Annotated in this window: 29 protein-coding genes; 16 read left to right on the forward strand and 13 right to left on the reverse strand. The window is 50.9% G+C overall.

The window, feature by feature from the left end; all coding sequences use genetic code 11:
* Positions 1 to 28 precede the first annotated feature (28 nt).
* From cyoA to AB3G37_RS19620, 6 genes are all read left to right on the forward strand, one after another.
* Positions 29 to 982, forward strand: a complete 954-nt coding sequence (gene cyoA, locus AB3G37_RS19595) for a cytochrome o ubiquinol oxidase subunit II (RefSeq protein ID WP_369788845.1) — start codon at positions 29 to 31, stop codon at positions 980 to 982.
* A gap of 3 nt (positions 983 to 985) precedes the next feature.
* A complete protein-coding gene (gene cyoB / locus AB3G37_RS19600; RefSeq protein ID WP_009638637.1) occupies positions 986 to 2,977 on the forward strand; it encodes a cytochrome o ubiquinol oxidase subunit I in 1,992 nt (663 codons plus the stop codon).
* Positions 2,967 to 3,587 (forward strand): cytochrome o ubiquinol oxidase subunit III, encoded by a 621-nt coding sequence (locus AB3G37_RS19605; protein ID WP_009638638.1) that lies wholly within the window; start codon positions 2,967 to 2,969, stop codon positions 3,585 to 3,587. The genes cyoB and AB3G37_RS19605 overlap by 11 nt, the downstream gene beginning before the upstream one ends.
* The gene (locus AB3G37_RS19610; protein ID WP_009638639.1) at positions 3,584 to 3,916 is read left to right on the forward strand and encodes a cytochrome o ubiquinol oxidase subunit IV; all 333 of its coding nucleotides are present in this window, start codon (positions 3,584 to 3,586) and stop codon (positions 3,914 to 3,916) included. Before AB3G37_RS19605 ends, AB3G37_RS19610 begins: the two co-directional genes overlap by 4 nt.
* A 17-nt stretch (positions 3,917 to 3,933) precedes the next feature.
* The gene (cyoE, locus tag AB3G37_RS19615; protein ID WP_037379263.1) at positions 3,934 to 4,824 is read left to right on the forward strand and encodes a heme o synthase; all 891 of its coding nucleotides are present in this window, start codon (positions 3,934 to 3,936) and stop codon (positions 4,822 to 4,824) included.
* A 192-nt stretch (positions 4,825 to 5,016) separates the two neighbouring features.
* Positions 5,017 to 6,381 carry an MFS transporter gene (locus tag AB3G37_RS19620; RefSeq protein ID WP_369788846.1) on the forward strand — a complete coding sequence of 455 codons (1,365 nt, stop codon included), beginning with the start codon at positions 5,017 to 5,019 and terminating at the stop codon, positions 6,379 to 6,381.
* Positions 6,382 to 6,464: 83 nt separating this feature from the next.
* Here the strand turns inward: AB3G37_RS19620 and AB3G37_RS19625 are convergent, their stop codons facing one another.
* From AB3G37_RS19625 to AB3G37_RS19635, 3 genes are all read right to left on the reverse strand, one after another.
* Entirely contained in the window at positions 6,465 to 6,956 is a 492-nt protein-coding gene (locus AB3G37_RS19625) for a YajQ family cyclic di-GMP-binding protein (RefSeq protein WP_009638642.1), read from the reverse strand.
* A gap of 119 nt (positions 6,957 to 7,075) precedes the next feature.
* Positions 7,076 to 7,399, reverse strand: a complete 324-nt coding sequence (locus tag AB3G37_RS19630; RefSeq protein ID WP_369788847.1) for an AzlD domain-containing protein — start codon at positions 7,397 to 7,399, stop codon at positions 7,076 to 7,078.
* Entirely contained in the window at positions 7,396 to 8,070 is a 675-nt protein-coding gene (locus AB3G37_RS19635; protein WP_369788848.1) for an AzlC family ABC transporter permease, read from the reverse strand. The genes AB3G37_RS19630 and AB3G37_RS19635 overlap by 4 nt, the downstream gene beginning before the upstream one ends.
* 102 nt (positions 8,071 to 8,172) lie before the next feature.
* On the opposite strand from AB3G37_RS19635, the gene AB3G37_RS19640 reads away from it, so the two are divergent.
* The 5 genes from AB3G37_RS19640 (at position 8,173) to AB3G37_RS19660 (ending at position 11,817) form a co-directional block, all read left to right on the forward strand.
* Positions 8,173 to 8,721: a helix-turn-helix domain-containing protein gene (locus AB3G37_RS19640; protein WP_009638645.1), complete on the forward strand. Its 549-nt coding sequence runs from the start codon at positions 8,173 to 8,175 to the stop codon at positions 8,719 to 8,721.
* Positions 8,722 to 8,964: 243 nt separating this feature from the next.
* Positions 8,965 to 9,879 carry a 2-dehydropantoate 2-reductase gene (panE, locus tag AB3G37_RS19645; protein WP_009638646.1) on the forward strand — a complete coding sequence of 305 codons (915 nt, stop codon included), beginning with the start codon at positions 8,965 to 8,967 and terminating at the stop codon, positions 9,877 to 9,879.
* Positions 9,839 to 10,429 (forward strand): protein deglycase YajL, encoded by a 591-nt coding sequence (gene yajL / locus AB3G37_RS19650; RefSeq protein ID WP_009638647.1) that lies wholly within the window; start codon positions 9,839 to 9,841, stop codon positions 10,427 to 10,429. The genes panE and yajL overlap by 41 nt, the downstream gene beginning before the upstream one ends.
* Before the next feature lie 94 nt (positions 10,430 to 10,523).
* Positions 10,524 to 10,928, forward strand: a complete 405-nt coding sequence (locus tag AB3G37_RS19655) for a hypothetical protein (RefSeq protein ID WP_369788849.1) — start codon at positions 10,524 to 10,526, stop codon at positions 10,926 to 10,928.
* A gap of 166 nt (positions 10,929 to 11,094) precedes the next feature.
* Complete coding sequence (locus AB3G37_RS19660) at positions 11,095 to 11,817, forward strand: phosphatase PAP2 family protein (protein ID WP_369788850.1); 723 nt, start codon at positions 11,095 to 11,097, stop codon at positions 11,815 to 11,817.
* Between the two features lie 65 nt (positions 11,818 to 11,882).
* Here AB3G37_RS19660 and thiI read toward each other — a convergent pair whose 3' ends face one another.
* On the reverse strand, positions 11,883 to 13,331 hold the full coding sequence (thiI, locus tag AB3G37_RS19665; protein ID WP_369788851.1) for a tRNA uracil 4-sulfurtransferase ThiI: 1,449 nt from the start codon (positions 13,329 to 13,331) through the stop codon (positions 11,883 to 11,885).
* Between the two features lie 245 nt (positions 13,332 to 13,576).
* Here thiI and xseB point away from each other — a divergent pair, with 245 nt between their 5' ends.
* From xseB to AB3G37_RS19685, 4 genes are all read left to right on the forward strand, one after another.
* Positions 13,577 to 13,819, forward strand: a complete 243-nt coding sequence (xseB, locus tag AB3G37_RS19670) for an exodeoxyribonuclease VII small subunit (protein ID WP_009638651.1) — start codon at positions 13,577 to 13,579, stop codon at positions 13,817 to 13,819.
* A 6-nt stretch (positions 13,820 to 13,825) separates the two neighbouring features.
* Entirely contained in the window at positions 13,826 to 14,755 is a 930-nt protein-coding gene (gene ispA / locus AB3G37_RS19675; protein ID WP_009638652.1) for a (2E,6E)-farnesyl diphosphate synthase, read from the forward strand.
* 67 nt (positions 14,756 to 14,822) lie between these two features.
* Positions 14,823 to 16,685: a 1-deoxy-D-xylulose-5-phosphate synthase gene (gene dxs / locus AB3G37_RS19680; RefSeq protein WP_369788852.1), complete on the forward strand. Its 1,863-nt coding sequence runs from the start codon at positions 14,823 to 14,825 to the stop codon at positions 16,683 to 16,685.
* 196 nt (positions 16,686 to 16,881) lie between these two features.
* On the forward strand, positions 16,882 to 17,856 hold the full coding sequence (locus tag AB3G37_RS19685; RefSeq protein ID WP_369788853.1) for an aldo/keto reductase: 975 nt from the start codon (positions 16,882 to 16,884) through the stop codon (positions 17,854 to 17,856).
* A 187-nt stretch (positions 17,857 to 18,043) separates the two neighbouring features.
* Here the strand turns inward: AB3G37_RS19685 and pgpA are convergent, their stop codons facing one another.
* The 6 genes from pgpA to nrdR all read right to left on the reverse strand — a co-directional run bounded on the left by pgpA (position 18,044) and on the right by nrdR (position 22,411).
* Complete coding sequence (gene pgpA / locus AB3G37_RS19690; RefSeq protein WP_009638655.1) at positions 18,044 to 18,538, reverse strand: phosphatidylglycerophosphatase A; 495 nt, start codon at positions 18,536 to 18,538, stop codon at positions 18,044 to 18,046.
* Positions 18,539 to 18,624: 86 nt separating this feature from the next.
* The gene (gene thiL, locus AB3G37_RS19695; RefSeq protein WP_369788854.1) at positions 18,625 to 19,611 is read right to left on the reverse strand and encodes a thiamine-phosphate kinase; all 987 of its coding nucleotides are present in this window, start codon (positions 19,609 to 19,611) and stop codon (positions 18,625 to 18,627) included.
* Between the two features lie 92 nt (positions 19,612 to 19,703).
* Positions 19,704 to 20,117 (reverse strand): transcription antitermination factor NusB, encoded by a 414-nt coding sequence (gene nusB / locus AB3G37_RS19700; protein WP_009638657.1) that lies wholly within the window; start codon positions 20,115 to 20,117, stop codon positions 19,704 to 19,706.
* A gap of 20 nt (positions 20,118 to 20,137) precedes the next feature.
* A complete protein-coding gene (gene ribE, locus AB3G37_RS19705) occupies positions 20,138 to 20,608 on the reverse strand; it encodes a 6,7-dimethyl-8-ribityllumazine synthase (protein ID WP_009638658.1) in 471 nt (156 codons plus the stop codon).
* Between the two features lie 181 nt (positions 20,609 to 20,789).
* Positions 20,790 to 21,932, reverse strand: a complete 1,143-nt coding sequence (gene ribD / locus AB3G37_RS19710) for a bifunctional diaminohydroxyphosphoribosylaminopyrimidine deaminase/5-amino-6-(5-phosphoribosylamino)uracil reductase RibD (RefSeq protein WP_369788855.1) — start codon at positions 21,930 to 21,932, stop codon at positions 20,790 to 20,792.
* Between the two features lie 29 nt (positions 21,933 to 21,961).
* Positions 21,962 to 22,411, reverse strand: coding sequence for a transcriptional regulator NrdR (nrdR, locus tag AB3G37_RS19715; protein WP_009638660.1), 450 nt, complete (start codon positions 22,409 to 22,411; stop codon positions 21,962 to 21,964).
* 139 nt (positions 22,412 to 22,550) lie between these two features.
* Between nrdR and AB3G37_RS19720 the strand changes: the two genes are divergently transcribed.
* Positions 22,551 to 23,099 carry a DUF3251 domain-containing protein gene (locus AB3G37_RS19720; protein ID WP_009638661.1) on the forward strand — a complete coding sequence of 183 codons (549 nt, stop codon included), beginning with the start codon at positions 22,551 to 22,553 and terminating at the stop codon, positions 23,097 to 23,099.
* Between the two features lie 124 nt (positions 23,100 to 23,223).
* Here AB3G37_RS19720 and secF read toward each other — a convergent pair whose 3' ends face one another.
* The 3 genes from secF to yajC form a co-directional block, all read right to left on the reverse strand.
* A complete protein-coding gene (gene secF, locus AB3G37_RS19725; RefSeq protein ID WP_050956193.1) occupies positions 23,224 to 24,138 on the reverse strand; it encodes a protein translocase subunit SecF in 915 nt (304 codons plus the stop codon).
* A 70-nt stretch (positions 24,139 to 24,208) separates the two neighbouring features.
* Positions 24,209 to 26,056, reverse strand: coding sequence for a protein translocase subunit SecD (gene secD, locus AB3G37_RS19730; RefSeq protein WP_009638663.1), 1,848 nt, complete (start codon positions 26,054 to 26,056; stop codon positions 24,209 to 24,211).
* A 27-nt stretch (positions 26,057 to 26,083) separates the two neighbouring features.
* Entirely contained in the window at positions 26,084 to 26,416 is a 333-nt protein-coding gene (gene yajC / locus AB3G37_RS19735) for a preprotein translocase subunit YajC (protein ID WP_009638664.1), read from the reverse strand.
* Between the last annotated feature and the right edge of the window lie 96 nt (positions 26,417 to 26,512).

The raw sequence follows: 26,512 nt of genomic DNA on the forward strand, positions 1-26,512 counted from the left end.
AATAGAGCCCTGTTATTGAGGTCGTTAGATGAGACTTAAGAAATACAATAAAAGTATTGGGATGTTGTCTATATTTGCATCTACTGTTCTACTGAGTGGCTGTAATTCGGCAATATTGGATCCCAAGGGAGCAATTGGACTTGAGCAAAGAACGCTGATACTGACAGCGATTGGTTTAATGCTAATCGTCGTTATACCAGTAATCATTATGGCTTTTGCTTTTGCATGGAAGTATCGCGCTTCTAATACAAACGCTAAGTACAGTCCAAATTGGTCACACTCCAACAAAGTAGAAGCTGTGGTATGGACCATTCCAATTATTATTATCGCCATCCTGGCAACAATAACCTGGAAAACCACTCACCAGCTTGATCCGTTCAAACCTATCGTTACCAATGAAAAGCCAATGACCGTCGAAGTTGTTTCACTCGACTGGAAATGGTTGTTTATTTATCCAGAGCAAGGTATCGCGACGGTTAATGAACTGGTGATCCCTAAAGATGTTCCTGTGCAGTTCAAAGTGACTTCTGACACTGTCATGAACTCCTTCTTTATCCCGCAGTTAGGTGGGCAGATTTACGCGATGGCCGGTATGCAGACTCAATTGCACTTGATTGCAAACGAAGCTGGTACCTATAAAGGCATCTCGGCAAACTACAGTGGTCGCGGCTTCTCTGGTATGAAGTTCAACGCTATTGCAACACCTACGCGTGCCGATTTTGATACGTGGGTTGCTAAAGTTAAGCAAGCTCCGAATCAGCTCGCAACAATGGGTGATTTCAAGAAACTGGCCGCGGACAGTATCGACAACCCAGTCGAATACTTCTCTACCGTTCAACCAGACTTGTTTAAATCAATCATTGATCAGTACTCGCATGACATGAATATGCCAGCAGGCCAGACAATGCCTATGCCAGCCGGTACAGACATGAAAGGTATGGATATGGGTGACAAGTCTCACACTGCCGGAGCCGGGGAATAAAAGATGTTCGGAAAACTAACGTTAAACGACATTCCATTTGATGTACCTATCGTCATGGTTACCGTTGGCGCTATCATTTTGGGCGGTATCGCCCTGTTAGCGGCAATTACCTATTTCGGTAAATGGAAATATCTGTGGTCAGAGTGGATTACCTCTGTTGACCATAAAAAACTGGGTATCATGTACATCATCCTTGCGATTGTCATGCTTATCCGCGGCTTCGCCGATGCCGTTATGATGCGTACCCAACAGGTTATGGCATCGGACGGTAGTCCCGGCTTCCTGCCACCGCACCACTACGACCAGATCTTCACCGCGCACGGCGTAATCATGATCTTCTTCATGGCGATGCCTTTCGTTATCGGTCTGATGAACGTAGTTGTACCGTTGCAAATCGGTGCGCGTGACGTTGCCTTCCCATTCCTGAACAACATCAGCTTCTGGTTCACCGCCGTTGCTGTGGTACTGATCAATATCTCTCTGGGTATTGGTGAGTTCGCACAGACAGGTTGGCTGGCCTATCCGCCGTTGTCAGGTAAGCTGTATAGCCCTGGGGTGGGGGTCGATTACTGGATATGGAGTCTACAGATATCCGGTATTGGTACCTTGCTGACCGGTGTTAACTTCTTCGCAACCATCATGAAGATGCGTGCGCCTGGTATGCCGCTGATGAAAATGCCGGTATTTACCTGGGCTGCACTGTGTACTAACGTCCTGATCATCATTTCCTTCCCGATCCTGACCGTTACTATTGCACTGCTGACTCTCGACCGCTATCTGGGCACCCATTTCTTCACCAATGATATGGGCGGCAACATGATGATGTACATCAACCTGATTTGGGCCTGGGGCCATCCGGAAGTGTACATTCTTATCCTGCCAGTGTTCGGTGTGTTCTCGGAAGTTACCGCAACCTTCTCCAAGAAACGCCTGTTTGGCTATACCTCACTGGTATGGGCAACGATTGCCATCACCGTGCTGGCGTTCATTGTTTGGCTGCACCACTTCTTCACCATGGGTTCAGGCGCAAACGTCAATGCCTTCTTCGGCATCATGACGATGATCATTTCTATCCCTACCGGGGTAAAAATCTTCAACTGGCTGTTCACCATGTATCAGGGTCGTATCACCCTGAACGCAGCAATGCTGTGGACCATCGGCTTCATCATCACCTTCTCAGTGGGTGGTATGACCGGCGTTCTGCTGGCGGTTCCAGGTGCTGACTTCGTACTGCACAACAGTCTGTTCCTGATTGCCCACTTCCATAACGTTATTATCGGCGGCGTGGTATTTGGTTGCTTCGCAGGTCTGACTTACTGGTTCCCTAAATCATTCGGCTTTACGCTGAACGAAAAATGGGGCGTGCGTGCCTTCTGGTTCTGGATCATCGGCTTCTTCGTAGCATTTATGCCGCTGTATGCCCTGGGCTTTATGGGTATGACTCGTCGTATCAGCCAGAACATTGACCCGCAGTTCCACACCTTACTGTGTGTTGCCGCGTTCGGTGCCTTCCTGATTGCCTGTGGTATCGCGTGTATCTTCATCATGTTCTGGGTTTCTGTACGTGACCGTGAACTGAATCGCGACCTGACCGGTGACCCATGGGGTGCTCGTACTCTGGAGTGGTCAACTTCTTCTCCTCCTCCGTTCTACAACTTCGCTATCGTGCCACATATCCACGACCGCGATGAGTTCTGGGACATGAAAGAGAAAGGTACTGCTTACAAGAAACCGGCTAAATATGAAAAAATTCATATGCCTAAAAACAGCGGCGCGGGCTTTGTAATTGCCGTGTGCAGCCTGGCCTTCGGTTTCGCAGCTATCTGGGACATGTGGTGGTTAGTGATCGCTGGATTCGCCGGTGTTGTTATCACCTGGATCTGGAAAAGCTTCGACGAGGATGTTGACTACTACGTTTCAGTTGAAGAAGTTGAACGTATCGAAAACCAACATTATGAAAATATCAGCAAAGCGGGTGTGAAACATGGCAATTGATTCCCTGAATCCCCATAGCGCGGTCCATGATGAAGATCATGGTCACCACGACGCGGGTGAGACCAAAGTCTTTGGCTTCTGGATTTACCTGATGAGCGACTGCGTGTTGTTTGCAAGCCTGTTTGCAACCTTCGCAGTACTGGTACACGGGACCGCTGGTGGTCCCTCTGGTAAAGACATTTTCGAGCTGCCGTTTGTATTGGTAGAAACCTTCTGCCTGCTGTTTAGTTCTATTACTTACGGCTTCGCAATGTTGGGTATGAGCAAAGGTAACGCGGGCGCTGTCAAAGGCTGGCTGTTCGTTACCTTCCTGTTCGGTCTCGGCTTCATCGGCATGGAACTCTATGAGTTCCATCACCTGATTAGCGAAGGTTTCGGTCCGGATCGCAGTGGCTTCCTGTCTGCATTCTTTGCACTGGTTGCTACTCACGGTCTGCACGTAACCTGCGGCCTGATTTGGATCATCACCATGATCGTTCAAATCAGCCGCCGTGGCTTGACCCCGACTAACCAAACGCGTCTGATGTGTCTGAGCCTGTTCTGGCACTTCCTTGATGTTGTATGGATTTGTGTATTCACCGTTGTTTATCTGATGGGGGTCCTGGGATGAGTCATTCAGCAACTTCCCACGGCGGCGCAAGCCACGGCAGCTTCAAGTCTTACATGATTGGCTTCGTTCTATCGATTATCCTGACGGTTATCCCGTTTGCGATGGTGATGAGCAACACTGCATCACACTCGTTAATTCTGGGAACAGTCATTGCTTCAGCGATAATCCAGATCGTGGTCCATCTGGTGTATTTCCTGCATATGAATACATCATCGGAAGGACGCTGGAACCTGATTGCGTTCCTGTTCACCGCTGTGATTATCTTTATCGTTGTTGTGGGCTCACTGTGGATTATGTATAACCTCAACCTCAATATGATGGTCAGTTAAAAGCCGAGCTGCATGTGATGATTAAGAAATACCTGCAAGTAACTAAGCCAGGAATTATTTTCGGTAATTTAATTTCTGTCGTGGGGGGATTCCTCCTTGCTTCCAAAGGAAGCATCGATTTCCCTCTCTTTCTCGCTGCGTTTGTTGGCGTCTCGTTGGTTGTCGCTTCAGGCTGTGTGTTTAACAACTACATAGACCGCGACATCGACAAGGTAATGGAAAGAACGAAGAACCGAGTCCTGGTAAAAGGACTTATACCGCCGAAAACCACCCTGGTTTACGCTACTATCCTGGGTATTTTAGGCTTCGCACTGCTGTACGTTGGCGCCAACCCATTGTCTATGTGGTTGGCGGTAATGGGCTTTGTGGTTTATGTCGGGATTTATAGCCTGTACATGAAACGCCACTCAGTCTACGGCACGCTGATTGGTAGCTTATCCGGCGCAGCGCCGCCGGTTATCGGATACTGTGCCGTAAGCGGCCAGTTCGATACCGGTGCGTTGATCCTGTTGCTGATCTTCAGCCTGTGGCAGATGCCGCATTCCTATGCGATAGCCATCTTCCGCTTTAAAGATTATCAGGCTGCCAACATTCCGGTTCTGCCGGTAGTTAAAGGCGTTGCAGTCGCCAAGCATCATATTACGGTCTGGATCCTGGCCTTTATGATCGCCACTCTGATGCTGACACTCAGCGGTTACGCGGGTTATAAATACCTGATCGTCGCAGCGGCAGTGAGCGTGTGGTGGTTGGGCATGGCTCTGCGCGGATACAAAACTGAAAATGACATCGTTTGGGCAAGAAAGCTGTTTGTTTTCTCCATCGTTGCCATCACTTCACTGAGTGTCATGATGTCTGTCGACTTTAATGCAGCAGCAGCACCTAATCACTTACTGGCCTACGTTTGGTAAGCTATTGAGTTAAAGGTTAAATGGCCGGTATCGCTACCGGCCATTTTTTTTGGATCTCTCACCTGAAATACCCCAGTTTAAAAAACATTCTCGTCAATCTTGAGAAATCTGAAATATCTGCTAAACATCCAGCGATTTACCTGCGCGCAAAGAAAACACTACAATGACGCTGTTTGTAATTTTGAGGTAGCAATGAACGATAATCAAATGACTCGGCAGGAAAGTCGGGCAACCTGGGGACTAGGGACGGTATTTTCATTACGCATGCTCGGCATGTTCATGGTTTTGCCGGTTCTAACCACTTACGGTATGTCTTTATCCGGGGCCAGCGAAACCCTCATCGGTATCGCCATTGGTATTTACGGCCTGGCTCAGGCCATTTTCCAGATCCCCTTCGGCCTGCTCTCTGACCGCATGGGGCGTAAACCGCTTATTGTCTTCGGACTGCTGATCTTCACGGCAGGTAGTGTCGTTGCCGCCAGTACCGACTCCATTTGGGGCGTGATTATTGGTCGTGCGCTGCAAGGCTCGGGTGCCATTGCCGCAGCGGTCATGGCGCTAATGTCAGACCTGACTCGCGAGCAGAACCGCACCAAGGCTATGGCCTTTATCGGAATCAGCTTCGGCATTACCTTCGCCATCGCGATGGTATTAGGCCCAATCATCACCCACGCCTGGGGTTTGAACGCGCTGTTTTGGGCGATTGCCGTCCTGACACTTGCCGGCATCGTGATCACTTTAACCGTGGTCCCCTCCCCTGCTACGCATATTCTCAATCGTGAATCGAGCATGGTAAAAGGTAGCTTCAGTAAAGTGTTGACCAACAGCAAATTACTGAAACTCAACTTTGGTATCCTTTGCCTGCACATTCTGCTGATGTCGAGCTTTGTGGTGTTACCTCGAGTGATGGAGAGTGCCGGTTTCCCACCAAGTGAACACTGGCGCGTTTATCTGATCACCATGCTGACGTCATTTATCGCGGTGATCCCGGTTATTATCTATGCCGAGAAAAAACGCCACATGAAGCAGGTCTTTATGGGTTGCGTGGCGGTTCTCCTGCTTGCGGAACTGGTGCTGTGGTTTGCCGGTCTGCATTTCTGGGTAATTATTGCCGGTATCCAGCTGTTCTTCCTGGCGTTTAACGTGATGGAAGCGATTCTGCCTTCGCTAATCAGTAAAGAATCTCCAGCAGGCTATAAAGGCACGGCGATGGGCCTTTACTCCACCAGCCAGTTTATTGGCGTGGCGATCGGCGGCAGTCTGGGCGGATTTATTTTTGGTCATGCAGGAGCCGGTGCGGTATTCCTGGTGTGTGCGGCCATTGCCCTGGTTTGGTTCTTTGTCAGTGCGACCATGTCCGAGCCGCCTTATGTTAGCAGCCTGCGCATTACTCTTTCTGAAGAAGTGGCTAAAGACGCGTCGCTGGAATCACGCATGAAATCGCAACCTGGCGTTGCCGATGTCGTTGTGGTGGCGAGCGAACTGAGTGCTTACGTGAAAGTTGATACCAAACAGACTAATCGTCAGGCGCTTGAGGCGTTTGTTAGTCAGGCCTGATTGAAGTAGGTAGAAAAAAAGGGGACTACGACTGAGTCGTTTGTCCCCTTTTTTGTCGTCCTTTTAAAAAGGAAGACTATTTTTTAGTCGCGGAAGTTCTTGAACTGGAACGGTTGTCCGAGATCGCCACCGCGCACCAGCGCCATTACAGCCTGCAAATCGTCGCGAGCCTTGCCGGTTACACGCACTTCATCGCCCTGGATCTGCGCCTGCACTTTCAATTTACTGTCTTTAATCAGCTTCACAATCTTCTTGGCCAGCGCGCTCTCAATGCCTGAATGCAGCTTGGCGTTGACGCTAAAGGTTTTACCGCTGTGCTCCATCTCTTTAGGAATTTCCAGTGCGCCGCCTTCAATGTTGCGCTTGAGCAAGGCAGAACGCAGGATATCCAGCAGCTGCTCGACCTGAAAATCTGAAACGCTGGCAACTTTGATGCTTTCGTCTTTTTCGTTCAGTTCAAAACTAGCCTCAACGTTGCGAAAATCGAAACGGTTGGCCAAATCACGGGTAGCATTCTCTACCGCGTTGCGAACTTCCTGCATATCAATTTCAGAAACAATATCGAAAGATGGCATTGTCGCTTCTCCCTTAAATTTATTTGTACGTAACTCTTCGATGGCCATCATAATACCTTCTTAGCTGCCCATTTCCAAAGACCGGCCGTACAAACTGAAGCTTCTGCCTGCTTTTAAGACTATTTTAGCCCCAATAGTCTTAGCCCAGCCGTTAAAGCCGCTGCAACAAGAATGACGACAATTAGAGGCCGCTTGCGCCAGGCAAGAAATGCCGCTACCGCGACGCCAGTCGGGCGAGCAAAACCGGCAAAGTCCTCCCCCTGATAAAAAGTTGCAATCGCGGCGACAGCCAACAGCAAAGTGGTTGCTGCATCGGCGAGCAATGCCGTAGCATTGGCTGAAAGTGTCAGGCGACCGCCAAGTTTGAAACCGGCAAAACGGAATGCGTAGGTGCCCAATGCCAGCAACGCAATGCCCGTGATGATCAATGCTTGATGACTCATTTATTCCTCCTCCAGGCCGCCAGCCCCAGCAGCGAGAACAACACCGGTAGCCCGGTAGGTAACCAAGGCACCGCTGCCAATGAAATCAGCATTCCACTCAGCGCCCGGCGTAATGTTTGGCGCTGCCTCAATGCGGAAACTGTCAGCGCCATGATAATGGCGGGAAATACGGCATCCAGACCAATCACATTGATATCTGGAATGAATTTCCCCAAAGATCCGCCAATCAATACGCTGACCGGCCAGCAAACGGCTATACCAAGCCCGCACAGCCAATAGGCAATACGCGCCTTGGCCGGGCTTTTTTGTGAAATGCCGAATACCACGCTTTCATCATTCATAATGTGGCAACCAAACAGCTGACTGGCTTGATTATTTTTTCCGATTAATTCGTTAACCGCCATACCAAACGGCAGATGACGCGCATTGACCAATAGCCCCGCCGCCGCCCCGGCAAACGGGCTGCCGCCACCCGCCACAATGCTGACAAACAAAAACTCTGAGGCACCCGCCATCACCAGCAGCGACAATGTCATCGGCACCCAAAGTGGAAAACCGCTGGCCGTGGCCAACGATCCGTAAGATAACCCAACAACCCCGTCAGCCAGACAGACCAGAGCGATGGCTCTAATAACATCGCCACCCAGAGGCGAAATCCATGATGAACGCATAATTCCTATCCCATATCGAACGCGTAGACTGTTATAATGAACAATCCGCAACAGACTTTCAAGCCGAACGATCGTTCGATATATAAAACGATGGGATCCACAATGACTCAACCTATTAGTATTATTGCCAAAGCACTGGTGAGAGAACGGCAAAGAACGGGGCTGTCTTTGGCTGAAATTTCACGTCGCGCGGGAGTCGCTAAATCGACGCTGTCGCAATTGGAATCCGGCAACGGTAATCCAAGTATTGAAACCCTGTGGTCGCTTTGCGTGGCGTTGGATATCCCCTTTGCTCGCCTGATGGAGCCGCAAGTGGACTCCTCACAAGTCATTCGCTTTGGTGAAGGCCCGTCAGTAACGGCCGAAATGGCCCATTACAAAGCCATCCTGCTCGCCACCTGCCCGCCCGGCGCCAGAAGAGATATCTACATGTTGATCACACAGCCGGGCGATGACCGCCATTCACATCCGCACTCACCGGGTGCCGTAGAACACATCATTGTGACAAAAGGCCGTGCTTTAATTGGCCCCGAAGACAATCCGGTAGAATTAAATCCCGGCGATTACATTTGCTATCCCGGCGATCAACCCCACGTTTTCAAAGCATTGGAACCCGATACCCATGCGGTTATGGTCTTGGAACAGAATTAACACTTGGCATAAAAGTGTGATCTGGGCCACAAAAGGCTATACTTGAATTATAGATTTTACATTTTGGCAACATCTGCGTTTCATCTAAATGGCTTTAAGCTTTTAAGACACAATCTATACCCCTGTAGGTTTAGTGCTGTAACAAAGCAGCGACCCAGTTAATCCCTCAAGTATGTGACTAGGGTTAGCGAGGGATGTGAATGCAGTTACAGTACGAAAGATGCGGGGTATATAGGAGCAAAAATGAAGGTTACTGTTTTAGGCTGCGGAGCTCTGGGCCAGCTCTGGCTCTCCACGCTGTATCAGCAAGGACATGATGTGCAAGGTTGGGTGCGCATTCCCCAGCCGTTTTGCGCCGTGAACGTCATCTTTCCTGACGGACAGGCGTTTAATCGCAACTTGCCCACTAATGATCCACAGCATTTGGCCGACAGTGAGCTATTGCTAGTCACGCTAAAAGCCTGGCAGGTCTCGAGCGCCCTCGGCGCATTGCTACCGCAGATTAACGAAAACTGCGTAATATTGTTGTTGCACAACGGCATGGGCACGATTGACGAACTGCCACGTCACCGCCAGCCGATTCTTTTGGGCGCAACAACGCACGCGGCCCGCCACGAAGGCAACGCGATTGTTCACGTTGCCGCGGGCATTACACATATCGGCCCAGGCAATACTCGCGGCACCGGGGCGAGTCACATTGCTGACATGTTGCACGAAGCCTTACCCGACGTGGCCTGGCACGACAATATTTTGCCTTCGCTGTGGAACAAACTCACGGTGAACTGCGTGATTAACCCGCTGACCGCGCTGTATAACTGTACCAACGGCGATCTGCTGGCCTATGGGGATCAGATTGAAAAAATCTGCGCAGAAGTGGCCGAAGTGATGGATTTCGAAGGTTATCAGACGCATAAAGATTCGCTGCTAAACTTTGTTTATCAGGTGATCGACACAACTTCGGCCAACCATTCTTCAATGCTGCAGGATATTCGCAATCAGCGTCACACCGAGATAGATTACATTACCGGATATGTGCTCCGCCGTGGGCGTAATCATGGCCTGCAACTGCCAGTTAACACCGCTTTATTTGAAAAAATTAAAAGAAAGGAAAATGATTATGAGCGTTTCGGCTCTGGTATGTCTGGCACCTGGCAGTGAAGAACTGGAAGCCGTCACGGCGATAGACCTGCTGGTGCGCGCCGGTGTCAACGTCACGACCGCCAGCGTTGCCGGGGATGGCAATCTTGAGATTTTGTGCTCGCGCGGAGTAAAAATACTCGCCGATGTGGCGCTAGTGGATGTAGCTGATGAAGATTTTGACGTCATCGTGTTACCCGGCGGCCTGAAAGGCGCAGAATGCTTTCGCGATAGTCCGCTATTAGTAGAAAAAGTCCGTCATCTCAACGTGACGGGCAAGTTGGTAGCAGCAATATGCGCGGCTCCGGGTCTGGTTCTTGAATATCACGATCTTTTTCCGGTGGCGAATATGACCGGCTCTCCTTCGTTGAAAGACAAAATTTCTGTCAATAAATGGATGGAAAAACGCGTGATGTTTGATCCTCGGGTTAATCTGTTGACCAGTCAGGGGCCAGGAACTGCTATCGAATTTGCCCTTAAGATGATTGACCTGTTGATAGGTAAAGAAAAAGCTGCCGAGGTTGCCTCACAGTTAGTGCTGTATCCAGGGGTACACAACTATCAAGACTAATTGCTTCACTTTCGTTTCTTACTAGATTTAAGCGAAAAGTATAAGTTTATATGTTGCAACGGCTCTAAAATCTCATTTTTGAGCCGAGAACCCAATGACATCAATAAAGCCCTCTACCGCCAATGCGGTGTTTTATCCCTCTCATGTTAATCAGCCACCGAGTGCCAATCCCACAAACCTAAGCACTGCCCAACAAATGATTAAACAAATCAATGGATTAAAAAGCGCGTCAAAAATGCTCGAAAGTAATACTTCTGCGTTCAATAAAAAATGTAATAAGGCACTCAGATCGTTAGATAAAATAGTTAAATATCCAGACAGTAAGTGCGCCGCTGTTGCAGTAGCAAAATTAGCTAGGCGAATGGATAAAATCTATGAATCCTCAAAATTTGCAGAGTTGCATGCAGCAATTCCTACCCCAATGGATCAGGTAAGAACTCGACTATTAATAATGAACCTTGAGCTTTTGAAGGTTACCTCAGATCAATTATTGCACTGACTTTTCCCCAGTCGCCAAAGTTTTGAGGTAACTCAGAGCTTTGCGCGACCGTGGTCACAATAGCGTGCCATGCTCGTTGCAGTCCTATCAGTGGTTGTTATGATTTTATGTCTAAATATTTCATAAAGTAATAGAACTCATTGCAATCACCATAGGGAAATCAAGCGTGAAAAAATTAACCTCTGCCTTATTAATCAGTTTAGTATTAACCGGTTACGCTCATTCAGCAGATAAACATTACCTCACACTGCAAGACACAGCAGACAGCATGCAGCTTCTGCCGCCGCCTCCCGCTTTTGACAGTGTGGCGTTTCTGGCCGACAAGGCTGCTTATGAGCAGGGAAAATATTTGCGCAATACGCCACGCGGCGAAATTGCCTACAGCGATGCCGACTCCACCGCCGATAACGTGACTAAAAACTTCTCTAAACCTTTTGGTTTTGATATTGATGCAAAAAATACGCCTGCGACCTATGAACTGATTTCAACGATGAAAGAAGATGCGGGCGATTACGCCACTAAATCGGCGAAAGAAAAGTACAACCGTATTCGCCCGTTCGCTTTCTTTCATGAGCCAACCTGCCGCCCGGAAGATGAAAGTAAATTAGCCAAAAACGGTTCTTATCCATCAGGTCATACTGCAATTGGTTGGTCGATCGCTCTGGTGCTGGCCGAGATCAACCCGCAGCGCCAGAACGAGATCCTCAAGCGCGGTTTTGAACTGGGGCAAAGCCGAGTAATTTGCGGGTATCATTGGCAAAGCGATGTGGACGCGGCGCGGGTGGTTTCATCGGCTGTCGTGGCTAGATTGCACAGTAATCCGCAGTTCGTCAGCCAGTTGGAAAAAGCTAAAGAAGAAATTTCCAAAATGCAGTCAGCCAATAAATAAGAGGCCACTTAAATAAAAAAAGGGACTGCCGAAGCAATCCCTTTTTCATGCGCAATACTTAACGACTAAGGGCGATAAACCTTAACGTTTTTATAGCCTTGCTCATGCAGATACAGCGCCTGCAAGCGACTCATTACACCGCGATCGCAGTACAGCAGGTAGGTTTTGCTCTGGTCGAACGAGCCAAACATGCCGCCGAGTTTATAAAACGGCAACACCTCAACCTCAACGCCTTCAAGCTGCAGAGGCTTCTCTTCCTGCTCGTCAGGGGCACGGATATCCAGCACCACATCGGTTGCAGCAAATTCAGCCACGGTTTCAACTTCGGCAACTTCCTGCTCGGTTTCTTCGGCAATGGTGCGGATGTCCTGATTTCTGGCTTCGGAAATGACTTTTTCCAGAATCGAGAAATCAAACTGTTGTTCTTCCGCTTCAATCTTGGCTTTAATTGCCTTGACCGTCGGGCTTTTGGAAATCACACCGCAGTATTCTGGCATAGTTTTAGCAAAGTCTTCGGTGCCGATTTCACGCGCAATATCGATGATGTGCTGCTTGTCATGAGAAATCAGCGGGCGAAGAATCAGGGTGTCGGTGGCATTGTCAATCAGGCGCAGGTTCGACAGCGTCTGGCTGGATACCTGACCCAAGGCTTCACCGGTCACCAACGCCTGCACGCCGTAGCGCTCGGCAATTGTCGAAGCGGCACGAACCATCATGCGTTTTAATACCACACCCATCTGGCCGTCTTCGATTTTCTCGAGGATTTCACCCACCACTGGCTCAAAATCAATGGCGATAAAACGCACTCGATGCGAACTGCCAAAACGGTTCCACAGATAATAAGCGACCTGTTTTACACCAATTTCATGGGCCGAACCGCCGAGATTGAAGAAGCAATAATGTACACGGCTGCCGCGACGCATCAGCATGTAGCTGGAAACGCCCGAGTCAAAACCGCCGGAAATCAGCGACAGCACGTCTTCCTGGGTGCCGATTGGGTATCCGCTCAGGCCTTTATAGCGACTCTTAATCAGGACCAACTGGTCGTCGTTGATTTCAAGCTTAACGGTTACTTCAGGGTTAGTGAGATTCACTGACGCCGAGGCAATATTCTGATTTAGACCGCCACCGACGTAGCGTTCAACGTCACCAGAGCTGAAGCTGTGCTTGCCGCGGCGTTTAACGCGCACGCAGAAGGTTTTGCCTTCCAGCTCTTCACGATAGGCTTCAAGAGTCTGCTCAAAGATGTGGTGCACATCGTTGTACGGACGGTCTTCAACCTCGAGTACGTGATTAATACCTGGAATTCGGCAAAGCATTTCAACAATCTGATCATGTTTGCTTTCGTCTTTGCTGCGAACTTCGATATGATCCCAATGGCGAACCACGGCCAAAGTCTCATCGCTAGGCTTCACAACGTTACGAATGCTGCTTGCAAGTATCTTAATGAAGCGCAAACGCACAGATTGGCTCTTGATGGTGATTTCTGGAAACAATTTAATGATAAACTTCATGGCATTCTTTTGTTGGCTGGTGAGAATACTGGGTCGTAAGTGTATGAATAAGGATCTAGAATCTACTATTGGTAAAGGTATGCTTCAACGAAACTGCCCTTACCAATAGATTCTGCGGCGCGAAGTATAGCACTTTAATCGGGTACTTTGCGCGCAAAAGGATGCATCATACTGTCCGGTTATCCGCGTCATAGGTTTCTGAAAAGAGCTTACGACTCCCCGACCTTCGATATTGAAAGAGAATTATGCCAAAAAAAGCTGCACCACCTGCCAATTTCGAAACTGCATTGGCTGAACTTGAACAAATCGTCGCACGCCTTGAATCAGGGGAACTGCCACTGGAAGACGCGCTGAATGAGTTTGAACAGGGCGTACAGCTTGCTCGTCAGGGGCAGCAAAAATTACAGCAGGCTGAACAGCGGGTACAAATTCTGCTCGACAGCGATAATGACGCCCCTTTGCAACCTTTTACACCGGAAGCTGAGTAATACCTGATGTCCCAAACAGAACAACAATTCGAAGCGAAAAGCTTCAGCCATCAGCTCCGCGACATGCAACAACGTGTCGATGGCGTGCTTGAAGCCTACATGACGGTGTTGCCTTTTGCCGATACACCGCTGGTTCAGGCGATGCGCCACGGTTCGCTGCTGGGCGGAAAACGACTGCGCCCTTATTTAGTGTATGCCAGTGGACAACTTTTTGGTCTGAATCCGAGCAATCTGGACGCGCCTGCCGCCGCCATTGAATGCATTCACGCCTATTCTTTGATTCATGACGATCTTCCGGCCATGGACGACGATGACCTGCGCCGCGGACAACCAACCTGCCACATCAAATTTGGTGAGGCCAACGCCGTTTTGGCCGGTGATGCGCTGCAAACGCTGGCGTTTTCCATACTGGCGGATGTCGAAATGCCCGACGTGGCGGTTAACGATCGCCTGTCGATGATTTCTGAGTTGGCTCGAGCCAGTGGCGTCGCCGGAATGTGTGCCGGACAGGCCCTGGACCTCGCCGCAGAAGGCCAACAGATTGATTTAAATGCGCTGGAGCTAATCCATCGTCATAAAACCGGCGCACTGATCCGTGCAGCCGTGCGCATTGGTGCACTGGCTGCCGGTAAACCAGGACGCGATGCACTGCCAATGCTTGACCGCTATGCTGAGGCCATTGGTCTCGCCTTCCAGGTACAGGACGATATTCTGGATGTTATTGGCGATACCCAAACGCTGGGCAAACGCCAAGGCGCGGATCAACAGCTTGGTAAAAGCACCTACCCTGCCCTTTTGGGTCTGGAAGGCGCACAGGCCAAGGCCAAAGACCTTTATCTGGAAGCCGTAGCCGCCCTGGATGAGCTGGCCACACATTCTTACAACACGGCCCCATTGCTGGCGTTAGCCCGCTTTGTTATCGAGCGTGATAGCTGATTTGCCCCAAACGCTGTCGTCGCGATATTTCCAAATTAATTGGATGAGCCTCTTATATGAGTAACCAATGAGTCTTGATATAGCCAAATACCCAACGCTGGCACTGGCGGAGAACCCTCGGGAACTCCGCTCGCTTCCTAAAGAAAGCTTACCCAAGCTTTGCGACGAGCTGCGCCAGTACCTGCTGGACAGCGTCAGTAAGTCCAGCGGACATTTTGCTTCCGGTCTGGGTACCGTTGAGCTGACGGTTGCCATGCATTACGTCTACAACACACCTTTTGATCATTTGATCTGGGATGTAGGGCATCAGGCCTATCCGCACAAAATTCTGACCGGTCGCCGTGACAGAATTTCTACAATTCGTCAAAAAAATGGTCTGCATCCGTTCCCGTGGCGTGATGAAAGCGAGTACGACGTGCTTTCTGTCGGCCACTCTTCGACCTCGATAAGCGCCGGTCTGGGCATGGCCGTTGCCGCCGAGCGTGAAGGCAAAGGCCGCCGTACTATCTGCGTCATTGGCGACGGTGCCATCACTGCCGGTATGGCGTTTGAAGCCATGAACCACGCCGGTGATATCAAATCCGATATGCTGGTGGTGCTCAACGATAACGAGATGTCAATTTCCGAAAACGTTGGTGCGCTGAATAATCACTTGGCGCAGCTGCTGTCGGGCAAACTTTATTCCCGCCTGCGTGAAGGCAGCAAAAAAGTGTTGTCAGGCGTTCCGCCAATCAAGGAACTGATCCGCCGCACCGAAGAGCATTTGAAAGGTATGGTCGTGCCGGGTACGCTGTTTGAAGAGCTGGGCTTTAACTACATCGGCCCGGTTGACGGACACGACGTGGTGGCGCTGGCGCAAACCCTGAAAAACATGCGCGACCTGCAAGGTCCACAGCTGCTGCACGTCATGACCCGCAAGGGCAAAGGCTACGCGCCGGCAGAAAACGATCCCATCAGTTTCCACGCGGTGCCAAAATTCGATCCGGCGAGCGGCACGCTGCCAAAAAGCAAAGAAGGTCTGCCGAGCTATTCGAAAGTGTTTGGTGACTGGCTGTGCGAAACCGCAGCGGGTGACAGCAAGCTGATGGCCGTCACGCCTGCAATGCGCGAAGGTTCGGGGATGGTCAAATTCTCAAAAACTTACCCGCAGCAGTACTTTGACGTCGCGATTGCCGAACAGCACGCAGTTACCTTCGCCGCAGGTCTGGCGATTGGCGGTTACAAGCCGGTGGTGGCGATTTATTCTACCTTCCTGCAACGCGCCTACGATCAGGTCATCCATGACGTGGCCATTCAGAACCTGCCGGTGTTGTTTGCAATCGACCGTGGCGGCATTGTCGGCGCTGACGGGCAAACTCATCAGGGTGCGTTCGACCTGTCGTTCCTGCGCTGTATTCCGAATATGATTATCATGACGCCAAGTGATGAAAACGAATGTCGCCAGATGCTGCATACCGGTTATCACCACAATCAGGGCCCGGTTGCCGTGCGTTATCCACGCGGTACCGGCACTGGCGCGACCTGCGAGCCGCTGATTTCCTTGCCAATCGGTAAGGGCGTGGTGCGTCGCGAAGGCGAAAAAATAGCTATTCTCAACTTCGGTACTTTACTGCCAGAATCCAAAGCGGCAGCAGAGAATCTCAACGCAACGCTGGTTGATATGCGCTTTGTGAAACCTCTGGATAACGAGTTAATTCTGTCTCTGGCTGCCAGCCATGACTCGCTGGTTACGGTTGAAGAAAACGCCATTATGGGCGGTGCGGGCAGCGGCGTGAACGAATTGCTAATGTCGAAACGCGTTAGGGTTCCAGTGCTTAACATCGGCCTGCCTGACCTGTTTGTGCCTCAGGGCACACAGGAAGAAGTGCGCAGCGATTTGGGTCTTGATGCCGCCGGTATCGAGCGTCAAATCAATGACTGGCTTGCCTGATATTCCACAGTAATCTGCCTTGTATCCCCCTTTTTCTTTAGCAAAAAGGGGGATTTATCTCTCCAGTCCTCTTCAGCTACATTTTCCCGTTCCAGACTGAGCTACAGTTAACGTTACCCACGTTTTTAAGAAGTTCACTTTGCGCTCGTCGCGGAGATAGCGAACTTCTGTTCAATAAGTTGATGCCGGAGAAATCATGCAATATACCCAATTAGGAACTACCGGGCTGAAAGTGTCACGCCTGTGCCTCGGCTGTATGACCTATGGTGAGCCATCGCGGGGGAAACACGCCTGGACACTGCCCGAAGAGAGCAGCCGCCCACTGATTAAGCAGGCTGTCGACGCCGGAATTAACTTTTTCGATACTGCCAACAGCTATTCTGACGGCAGCAGCGAAGAAATTGTCGGCAAAGTACTGCGCGAATTTCTACCACGCGACCAGTTCGTGCTGGCAACCAAGGTATTTTTCCCGCTGTCGAACCTCAAAGGGGGCCTTTCTCGCGCCTCGATTCTACAATCTATCGATGACAGCCTGAACCGCCTCGGCACCGATTATGTAGATTTGCTGCAAATCCATCGTTGGGATTATGAAACGCCGATCGAGGAAACGTTAGAGGCCTTGAATGAAGTGGTTACCGCCGGCAAGGCGCGCTTTATAGGCGCTTCTTCCATGCACGCCTCACAGTTTAAACAGGCGCTGGATTTGCAGAAACTGCACGGCTTTGCCCCGTTTGTCTCAATGCAGGACCAGTACAACCTGATCCAACGCGAAGAAGAAAAAGAGATGCACCCGCTTTGCCTGGAAAAGAATATTGCTGTGTTGCCGTGGAGCCCATTGGCGCGCGGCCGCCTGACTCGTCCATGGGGTGAAACGACTGCACGCTCGGTTTCTGACGAGGTGATCCCGGCACTTTATGGTGAAACCGAAGAGGCAGATGCCAAAATTGCCGAACGCGTAGCTAAAATCGCCGAAGACCACAGTGTGCCGCGCGCGCAAATTGCGCTGGCGTGGATCTTGAGCAAACCGGCGGTGACTGCGCCGATTATTGGCGCCTCGCGGGCTGGGCACCTAGAAGATGCGATTGCCGCTCTGGATATCAGATTGAGCATTGAAGAGATTGCCGAGTTGGAAATGGCCTATGTTCCTCATCAGGCCACCGGCTTCAAGTAAGGCAGTTTCCCTTTAGTCACCTGATTTTTTCCTGATTTTTGCTACGGGAACTGCGAAGTAATCTGATAAGTTGCTGAAATATAAAACGGGCGTCGGGATATTCTCCCTGACGCCCGTTTTGTCGTGGTCTAGCTTAGAATGCTCGAATCGCGGATTGGCTTTGCCAATCGGATCACATTTACATCTATCAGAACAGCCCGGTCGGCCAGTGATGACCAATCAGATAGATAATCGCCGCGCCAAATACCCCGGCCACTACATCATCAATCATGATACCCATGCCGCCCTGCACGTTGCGGTCAAACCAGCGGATAGGCCACGGCTTCCAGATATCTAAAATACGGAACACCACGAAGCCGATAACTACCCACTGCCAGTCATTGGTCGGCAACGCCATCAGGGTTATCCACATGCCGACAAATTCGTCCCACACGATACTGCCGTGATCGTGTACGCGCATATCTTTTGCCGTCTGGCGGCAGAGATAAACCCCGATACAGATGGAGAACATTACCACCAGCGAATAGACCTGCCACGGCAGATAAGTCAGCACTATCCAGAAAGGGATCGCGGCGATAGAGCCTGCGGTACCTGGTCCGACTGGAAATAATCCGCTGCCGAAGCCAGTTGCCAGCAGGTGCCACGGATTACGCAAGTCAAGTCGCTTCTTCGCCGCCGCCATATCGGCAGCATCGTTACCTGTTCTGCCTTTGTGGCGCATCGGCCGTTTTTTGTTTCCTGCATTACCGCGGGTATTGTTCTCGATGGTCACGAGCCATTCTCCTGTGCGAAATGATCGAATCCCTGCCATTCAAGCTCAACGGTCTCGCCTGAACGCTGATATTTGATGCCTTCAGAAAGCGGTGCGATTTGGCCGATACAGGTAAACTGCGCGCCTAAATGGCCCAAGGCAACGTCTAATGCCCCGCGATTGATTTCTGGAACCGTGAAGCACAGTTCATAATCCTCTCCCCCGGTAAGCGCCCACTTCAGCGCCTGCTCCGGCTCGACGTGCTGTTGCAACTCAGAGGAGTATGGCAGCAAATCGAGATCCAGACGTGCACCGCATTCGCTGGCCTTGAGAACATGTTTGAGGTCGGAAATCAGGCCATCGGAAATATCAATCGCCGAAGTGGCAAGTTGGCGCAGCGCCTGTCCCTGTAACACACGCGGCTTGGGACGGAGATGGCGCTTGCACAATACATCTGAGGCCTTTTCGTCATCAATGATAAGGCGGTCCTGCAAAATAGCCAGACCCGCCGCGCTGTCACCCAAAGTCCCGGTGACATAGATCCAGTCCCCTACCTTTGCGCCACTTCGCAACAAGGCGCGACCGGCGGGGATAAGCCCCTGAATCGTTAAAGTCATACTCAACGGACCGCGCGTGGTGTCGCCGCCAATCAGCTGCATGCCATAATAATCAAGCTGCTCAAACAGGCTGTCACTAAACGCCTCTAACCAGTCGGTATTCACTTCCGGCAATGTTAACGCCAGGGAAACCCAGGCAGGATCTGCCCCCATAGCGGCTAAATCACTGAGATTGACCGCCAGTGCTTTATAGCCGAGGTCGGCAGGTGAAATCGTTTTTAGGAAGTGTATGCCTTCGACAAGGGTGTCAGTACTCACCGCTATCTGCTGTTTGTCGGCAACAGTCAGCAGGGCGCAATCGTCGCCAATGCCTAACTGAACGTCCTGACGAGCCGTTCTGTAGCGATTAAAATAGCGCGCAATTAAATCAAATTCGCCGCATGCCATAGTATTATTCCAAAAATTGACGATCCTGCGTTTCACAATGCATTAAGGCCGGAGATCCGGCCTTAATGAAACGCGTTCTTTAACAAGGAACGTTACTTCTTACGAATGTGCGGGCCTGCTTTATCCAGCACACCGTTAACAAACTTGTGGCTGTCTTCGGCACCGAAGGTTTTCGCCAATTCGATTGCTTCGTTGATAGCCACTTTGTAAGGGACGTCCTGGCGCTTGCTCAGCTCAAAAAGAGCCAGACGCAAGATCGCACGTTCAACCTGACCCAATTCTTCGAGCTGACGAGACAAATACGGAGCCATCAGCGCGTCGAGCTTGTCGGCCGAGGTGGCAACACCTGACAGCAGCTCACGGAAATAGGTAATGTCGACATCTTTGACATCCTGCTCGGTCAGGAACTGTAATTCAACATCGGCGATGTCGTTTTTAGACAACTGCCAAGAGTAAAGCGCCTGTACGGCACATTCACGGGCGCGGCGACGAGCAGCAGGTTTCACGGAATTCCCCTTAACTAGATTCAGGCCTTGATGGCCTTGATAACATTGATCATTTCAAGCGCGGTCAGGGCAGCTTCTGCACCTTTATTACCGGCTTTGGTTCCCGCGCGTTCGATGGCTTGTTCAATGCTTTCTGTTGTCAGCACACCAAAGGCAACCGGGATTTCACTGTTCATCGCAACGCTGGACAGGCCAGAGCTGCATTCGCCAGCAACGAATTCAAAATGGGCGGTACCCCCACGGATAACGGTGCCCAGCGCGATAACAGCATCATATTTCTTGCTGTTAGCCAACGCGCGAGCCGCGAGAGGCAGCTCATAAGCACCAGGAACCCATACAACGGTGATGTTGTCGTCTGCAACCTGGCCAATACGTTTCAACGCATCAATCGCGCCGGAAAGCAGGCTGTCGTTGATGAAATTGTTAAAACGGGCAATCGCGATGGCTACTTTCGCGTTAGGAGTTGCTACAACACCTTCAATAACGTTCATAAAGTTTCCTTAGAATGGGTTAAATCGTTATGTTTTTTATGACAAAGCTTTTAAGTTAAAGCATCGACCCAGCCCATGCTTAGCCGCAGGGGGGCGGATTCTATCATATTATTCACCTGCCTGGACACACGGTTTTGTAAACCTGCTCAGACAGTACCAAATATTGGCCGTTCTTTAGCTCTTAATAGACCGGTTTCATACGCAAACGCAGATCCGGGCCGACCTGCCTGACATCACTGAATTCAAAGGCTGGAGCATCGGTCAGGCTTTCCAGCCCAGGTAATACGCAAAGCGCACGACCGTTTTCACCCAGCAACTTTGGTGCCATGTAGATAATAAGCTCATCGACTAAACCGGCCTGCAACAGCGCACCTGCCAGCTCTGATCCGGCTTCGACCCAGACGGAATTCACCTGCTGTTTAGCCAGCTGCATCATCAGGATTACCAGATCAACGCGGTTGTCGGCGGTTGCCGGCACCACGAGCTGCCGGAGATTTTCTGGCCAGCTCTGCCCGTCGGCCTGCAAACGGGCCAGCAGGGTCTCGCCCGGCTGATGCACCAATTTGTGCTGCGGGGTTACCCGGTTTTTGCTATCGACAATCACCCGCAACGGTTGGCGAAGAGCATCAGGTGCGGTACTGCCAATCGCTGACAACGCCTGGTTGTATTGATCCTGCGTATCTTGATCCAGCTCGCTCCAGCGCACAGTTAATGACGGATCGTCGGCCAGGACGGTAGCGCTGGAACTCAGAATCGCCGAGCTGGCGGCGCGAAAACGCTGAACGTCCTGACGCGCGGCAGCGGAAGTAATCCACTGACTTTCCCCCGAGGCCATTGCGGTTCTGCCATCTAGCGAGGCGGCCATCTTAAGCTGCACGTAAGGGAAACCAGTGCGCATACGTTTCAGGAAGCCGAGATTCACCGCTTCGGCCTGGCTAAGCATCAAACCATTGCTGACTTCTACCCCTGCCTGCCTGAGGCGATAAAGACCACGACCGGCGACCTCGGGATTTGGGTCCTGCATTGCGGCCACGACACGGATAATACCGGCGTTGAGCAAAGCATCAGCACAGGGCGGCGTGCGGCCATGATGGCTACAGGGTTCCAGCGTCACATAGGCAGTTGCGCCGCGAGCCTGCTCACCGGCCATGCGCAGGGCATGAACCTCGGCGTGCGGTCCTCCGGCTTTGATATGATAACCTTCGCCGACTATCTCGCCGTCGCGAACTATCACACAGCCTACGTTAGGGTTTGGAGTGGTGGTAAAGCGTCCCTTGCGCGCAAGCTCAAAAGCTCGCGCCATGTAGTAATCGTCGCTGAACATGGCCTTCCCTGTGGAGTTAGAAAGAAGTGTTAGTCCTGAAGCCGGGCAATTTCTTCACCGAACTCACGGATATCTTCAAAACTGCGGTACACCGACGCAAAACGTATATACGCCACTTTATCCAGCCCTTTCAAAGCATCCATCACCAAATTGCCAATCATCTTGGCGGGAACTTCACGTTCACCGGTGGCGCGAAGTTGCGATTTAATATGGCTGATCGCCATTTCCACGTCATCGGAACTGACAGGGCGTTTCTCGAGTGCTTTTAAAAAACCGCTACGCAGTTTGTCTTCGTTGAATGGCTCACGGACTTCATTGCTTTTGATCACGCGAGGCATAACCAGTTCTGCCACTTCGAAAGTGGTGAAACGTTCGCTGCACACCAGACACTGGCGACGACGGCGGACCTGTGATCCATCGCCTACCAGACGTGAATCGATAACCTTGGTGTCAACGGCTGCACAAAATGGACAATGCATAGAACTTCCTGCTCGGATATTATCTGGACAGTAGTTTACCGCGAACTGACCCGACAACAAAGGCTGTCAGATAACCAACGCACTATCATGATAAACTTGGGCATTAATTCTTCATAAAACCTATAAGGACATCAGGTCAATGACTTCCTATTCTCGCGCTATTTTCGCCGTTACCGCCCTGCTTGGTTTGGCGGGTTGCGCCCAGCAGAAACCTGCCACGCCAGCACTGACTAGCGAAGTCAGCCAGCTTAATCAGAAACTCGACAGGCTGACGGATCTTGCTGGCGCGCTGGAACGTCAGACCTTGCTGAACCGCCAATCCACCAGCGGCGTTTATTTGTTGCCACAGGCTAAAACGGCAGCCTTGCTGAATACTGAATTCGGTCAGTTGAGTCTCGAGTTGGACTCAGTTTCGCCAGACAGCACCGGCACCAGCGCGATATTGAAAATTAAGGCTACCTCTGGCAAACCGCTGCCGTCGTTTAGCGCAGTCGTTGAGTGGGGACAGCTGGATCAGGTCACCGGCAAACCGCTGACTGTGGATATGCAATCTCAAATTATTACCGTTACACCACGTCTGTTACCTTCAAGCGAGCAAACGACCGAAGTGCGGTTTAGCCATGTCACTCCAGAAACGCTGGGCTTTGTCCACCTGCATCAGCTGACGCCGATTAGCGCACAGAAGTAACTTCACTTGTAGCATCCAGAGCAGATCGCAGGCGTAAAAAAAGGCCTCACAGCTAAATACTTTGAGGCCTTTTCCATAAGGTTTTTTCACTTAATCGGGCGCTACAGAGAGCACCCGATCAGGCTCAAGGCAGGATAGACGGTTGATCCGCCCCTTCCTTCTCGACCTTCTGCTGCAACATATGTTCGCGCTTCATACCCAGCTTCAGAGCCAGGGCGGATGCGACATAGATTGAAGAGACAGTACCGATTGAGACACCAATCAACATGGTCAGTGAGAACCCTGCAAGCAGAGGCCCCCCGAAGATGTAGAGCATCAACACCACCATCAGCGTGGTCGCTGAGGTCATGATGGTACGGCTTAGCGTCTGGGTCAGCGACACGTTCATGATTTCGTAAGAGTTACCGCGACGAATCTTGCGGAAGTTTTCACGAATACGGTCCGATACCACGATACTGTCGTTCAGTGAATAACCAATAACTGACATCAAAGAGGCGACGATGGTTAAATCAATTTCAATCTTGAACAGTGCCAGCACGCCCATGGTGATGACAACGTCATGCGCCAATGCCAATACGGCACCCAGCGCCAAACGCCACTCAAAACGGAAACCGACATAAATCAGGATACAAATCAGCGCGATCAACAGCGCCATGCCTCCAGCCTGTGCCAGATCGCTCCCCACGCTTGGACCAACAAACTCGATACGTTTAACGGTAGCGGTTTTATCGACATCGGCGTTAATCAGGCTGATAACCTTGTTACCTAATTCCTGACCGGCAGTGTCAGACTTCGGTGGTGGTAAACGAACTACCACGTCGCGGCTGCTGCCAAAGTTCTGCACGATCGGATCCTGGAACCCGGCCTTCTCCAGCGAACCGCGCATATCATCGAGGTTGGCAGGCTGAGACAGGGTAATTTCAATGACCGTACCACCGGTAAAGTCCAGACCCCAGTTAAACCCGCGAACACCCATAATCAGCACGGAGGCGATTAACAACAGGCCTGAAAGACAAAAGGCCACGTTGTCCCAGCGCATAAAGTCGATGACTTTACGGCCGTAGTTTAGTTGTTCAACAGTATATTCTTGCTGTGCCACAACGCACTCCTCAGATAGACAGCTTTTTGATGCGTTTGCCGCCGTAAAGCATGTTGACGATGGCACGAGTACCGACGATCGACGTAAACATAGAGGTCGCAACACCGATAGCCGTGGTGATTGCAAAACCTTTAATCGATCCCGTACCGACCGCATACAGAATAATTGCCGTGATCAACGTCGTGATGTTTGCATCGACGATACTGGAGAACGCACCGCTGTAGCCTTCGTGGATCGCCTGCTGAACGGAACGCCCGTTACGCAGCTCTTCCTTGATACGCTCGTTAATCAGTACGTTGGCGTCAACCGCCACCGCCAGCGTCAGTACGATACCTGCAATACCTGGCATGGTCAGCGTTGCACCCGGAAGCAGGGACATAATCCCGACAATCAGTACCAGGTTAACGATCAGTGCCGAAGTCGCAATCAAACCAAACTTACGGTAGAACACTACCATAAACAGAATCGATGCCAGCAGGCCAAACAGACAGGCTTCAAGACCCTGAGAGATGTTTTGAGCTCCCATGGTTGGACCAATGGTCCGCTCTTCAACAATCTGAATTGGCGCAATCAGCGCACCGGCACGCAGCAGCAGAGACAGCTGGCGAGCCTGGTTCGGATCGTTCACACCGGTAATACGGAAGCTGTTACCCAGACGAGACTGAATGGTCGCGACGTTAATAACCTGTTCCTGCTTGGCCAGAATCGCACGGCCATTGGCATCTTTCTTACCGCTGTCCTTATACTCTACAAACAGGGTCGCCATCGGCTTGCCGATGTTGTCCTTGGTGAAGTTGGACATAATGTTACCACCCGCGCTGTCGAGGGAAATATTAACCTGTGGTTGGTTATATTCGTCCTGACTCGAGGTAGAATCGGTAATGTGGTCACCAGTCAGAATCACGCGCTTGTACAGCACAACTGGCTGTCCATCCTGCATATTCTTGACTTCGCTGTCGCCAGGAACACGTCCGCTGGCCGCCGCTGTCGCATCAACGTTGGTGTTAACCAGGCGGAATTCCAGCGTTGCGGTTGCACCCAGAATTTCTTTGGCGCGAGCGGTGTCCTGAATACCTGGCAGCTCTACCACGATACGGTCAGAACCCTGACGCTGTACCACTGGCTCGGCAACACCCAGCTGGTTCACACGGTTACGCAGAATATTGATGTTCTGCTGTACTGCGTATTCTTTGGCCTCGCTGATGCGATCGTCAGTCATCACGACACGAAGATCGGTGTCACCGCTGTTGCTGAATACCAGATCACGATGGCGCGGCGAAAGGTAGCTTGAGGCTTTGTCGCGGGTAGCAGAATCACGGAAACTCAGTACAACGCCGTAGTTATCAGCCTTGCGAACCGTGGCATAAGGAATGCTCTGGTCACGAAGGTCGCTACGCATGTTGTCCATGGTCTGTTCTTGCAGTTTGCCCAGCGCAGTGTCCATGTCGACTTCCATCAGGAAGTGCACGCCGCCGCGCAGGTCGAGACCCAGTTTCATAGGCTCGGCACCCAGCATGGTCAGCCAGGAAGGCGTCGCAGGAGCCAGGTTCAATGCGATAACAAATTTGTCGCCCAGCGCCGCGGTCAGAGCATCGCGGGCGCGCAGCTGAACGTCGGTGTCGTTGAAGCGAGCAAGGATTGAGCCGTTTTCCAGCGCAATGGACTTGCTGACAAGTTTATCTTTATTCAGTAGATCTCTGACTTGGTCCAGCGTTGCAACACTGGCGTCCGAACCTCGGGCGCCAGTAATTTGAACAGCCGGATCCTCACCATAAAGGTTGGGAAGCGCATATAGCAGACCGACGATGATCACGAAGATCAGCATCAGATACTTCCACAAAGGATAACGGTTTAACACGGCAGTTCCCTTCGGGAAAATCAAAAATTAAAGCGCCTTCATCGTACCTTTCGGCAGAACGGCAGCTACGAAGTCACGCTTGATCATTACTTCGGTGGTCTCGTTCAGTGCGATAACAACGTAACCGGTATCAGCTACTTTGCTCACACGACCGATCAGGCCGCCGGTTGTCATGACTTCATCACCTTTACCGATGGAGTCCATCAGTTTTTTGTGCTCTTTAGAACGCTTTTGCTGCGGGCGCAGGATCATGAAATAGAAAATCAGACCAAATACCACCAGCATGATAACCAGAGAGTAAGGACTTCCCTGTGACGTGGCGCCAGTTGCTGCGACGGCATCAGAAATGAAAAGACTCATTTAAATTCCCTCATTGTTGTTATAAAACAAGTTATTGAAACACAAAAATCTTTGATTTCGCATTATTGAACATGACTTAGAGCCACGTTTAATTTT

The sequence above is a fragment of the Rouxiella sp. WC2420 genome (assembly GCF_041200025.1).
Taxonomy (GTDB): domain Bacteria; phylum Pseudomonadota; class Gammaproteobacteria; order Enterobacterales; family Enterobacteriaceae; genus Rouxiella.

Excerpts from the sequence above, each read along its gene's own strand:
- cyoA (WP_369788845.1), top strand. The coding sequence starts at position 29 with ATGAGACTTAAGAAATACAATAAAAGTATTGGGATGTTGTCTATATTT.
- cyoB (WP_009638637.1), top strand. The coding sequence starts at position 986 with ATGTTCGGAAAACTAACGTTAAACGACATTCCATTTGATGTACCTATC.
- AB3G37_RS19605 (WP_009638638.1), top strand. The coding sequence starts at position 2,967 with ATGGCAATTGATTCCCTGAATCCCCATAGCGCGGTCCATGATGAAGAT.
- AB3G37_RS19610 (WP_009638639.1), top strand. The coding sequence starts at position 3,584 with ATGAGTCATTCAGCAACTTCCCACGGCGGCGCAAGCCACGGCAGCTTC.
- cyoE (WP_037379263.1), top strand. The coding sequence starts at position 3,934 with ATGATTAAGAAATACCTGCAAGTAACTAAGCCAGGAATTATTTTCGGT.
- AB3G37_RS19620 (WP_369788846.1), top strand. The coding sequence starts at position 5,017 with ATGAACGATAATCAAATGACTCGGCAGGAAAGTCGGGCAACCTGGGGA.
- AB3G37_RS19625 (WP_009638642.1), bottom strand. The coding sequence starts at position 6,956 with ATGCCATCTTTCGATATTGTTTCTGAAATTGATATGCAGGAAGTTCGC.
- AB3G37_RS19630 (WP_369788847.1), bottom strand. The coding sequence starts at position 7,399 with ATGAGTCATCAAGCATTGATCATCACGGGCATTGCGTTGCTGGCATTG.
- AB3G37_RS19635 (WP_369788848.1), bottom strand. The coding sequence starts at position 8,070 with ATGCGTTCATCATGGATTTCGCCTCTGGGTGGCGATGTTATTAGAGCC.
- AB3G37_RS19640 (WP_009638645.1), top strand. The coding sequence starts at position 8,173 with ATGACTCAACCTATTAGTATTATTGCCAAAGCACTGGTGAGAGAACGG.
- panE (WP_009638646.1), top strand. The coding sequence starts at position 8,965 with ATGAAGGTTACTGTTTTAGGCTGCGGAGCTCTGGGCCAGCTCTGGCTC.
- yajL (WP_009638647.1), top strand. The coding sequence starts at position 9,839 with ATGAGCGTTTCGGCTCTGGTATGTCTGGCACCTGGCAGTGAAGAACTG.
- AB3G37_RS19655 (WP_369788849.1), top strand. The coding sequence starts at position 10,524 with ATGACATCAATAAAGCCCTCTACCGCCAATGCGGTGTTTTATCCCTCT.
- thiI (WP_369788851.1), bottom strand. The coding sequence starts at position 13,331 with ATGAAGTTTATCATTAAATTGTTTCCAGAAATCACCATCAAGAGCCAA.
- xseB (WP_009638651.1), top strand. The coding sequence starts at position 13,577 with ATGCCAAAAAAAGCTGCACCACCTGCCAATTTCGAAACTGCATTGGCT.
- ispA (WP_009638652.1), top strand. The coding sequence starts at position 13,826 with ATGTCCCAAACAGAACAACAATTCGAAGCGAAAAGCTTCAGCCATCAG.
- dxs (WP_369788852.1), top strand. The coding sequence starts at position 14,823 with ATGAGTCTTGATATAGCCAAATACCCAACGCTGGCACTGGCGGAGAAC.
- AB3G37_RS19685 (WP_369788853.1), top strand. The coding sequence starts at position 16,882 with ATGCAATATACCCAATTAGGAACTACCGGGCTGAAAGTGTCACGCCTG.
- pgpA (WP_009638655.1), bottom strand. The coding sequence starts at position 18,538 with ATGGCGGCGGCGAAGAAGCGACTTGACTTGCGTAATCCGTGGCACCTG.
- thiL (WP_369788854.1), bottom strand. The coding sequence starts at position 19,611 with ATGGCATGCGGCGAATTTGATTTAATTGCGCGCTATTTTAATCGCTAC.
- ribE (WP_009638658.1), bottom strand. The coding sequence starts at position 20,608 with ATGAACGTTATTGAAGGTGTTGTAGCAACTCCTAACGCGAAAGTAGCC.
- ribD (WP_369788855.1), bottom strand. The coding sequence starts at position 21,932 with ATGTTCAGCGACGATTACTACATGGCGCGAGCTTTTGAGCTTGCGCGC.
- nrdR (WP_009638660.1), bottom strand. The coding sequence starts at position 22,411 with ATGCATTGTCCATTTTGTGCAGCCGTTGACACCAAGGTTATCGATTCA.
- AB3G37_RS19720 (WP_009638661.1), top strand. The coding sequence starts at position 22,551 with ATGACTTCCTATTCTCGCGCTATTTTCGCCGTTACCGCCCTGCTTGGT.
- secF (WP_050956193.1), bottom strand. The coding sequence starts at position 24,138 with ATGCGCTGGGACAACGTGGCCTTTTGTCTTTCAGGCCTGTTGTTAATC.
- yajC (WP_009638664.1), bottom strand. The coding sequence starts at position 26,416 with ATGAGTCTTTTCATTTCTGATGCCGTCGCAGCAACTGGCGCCACGTCA.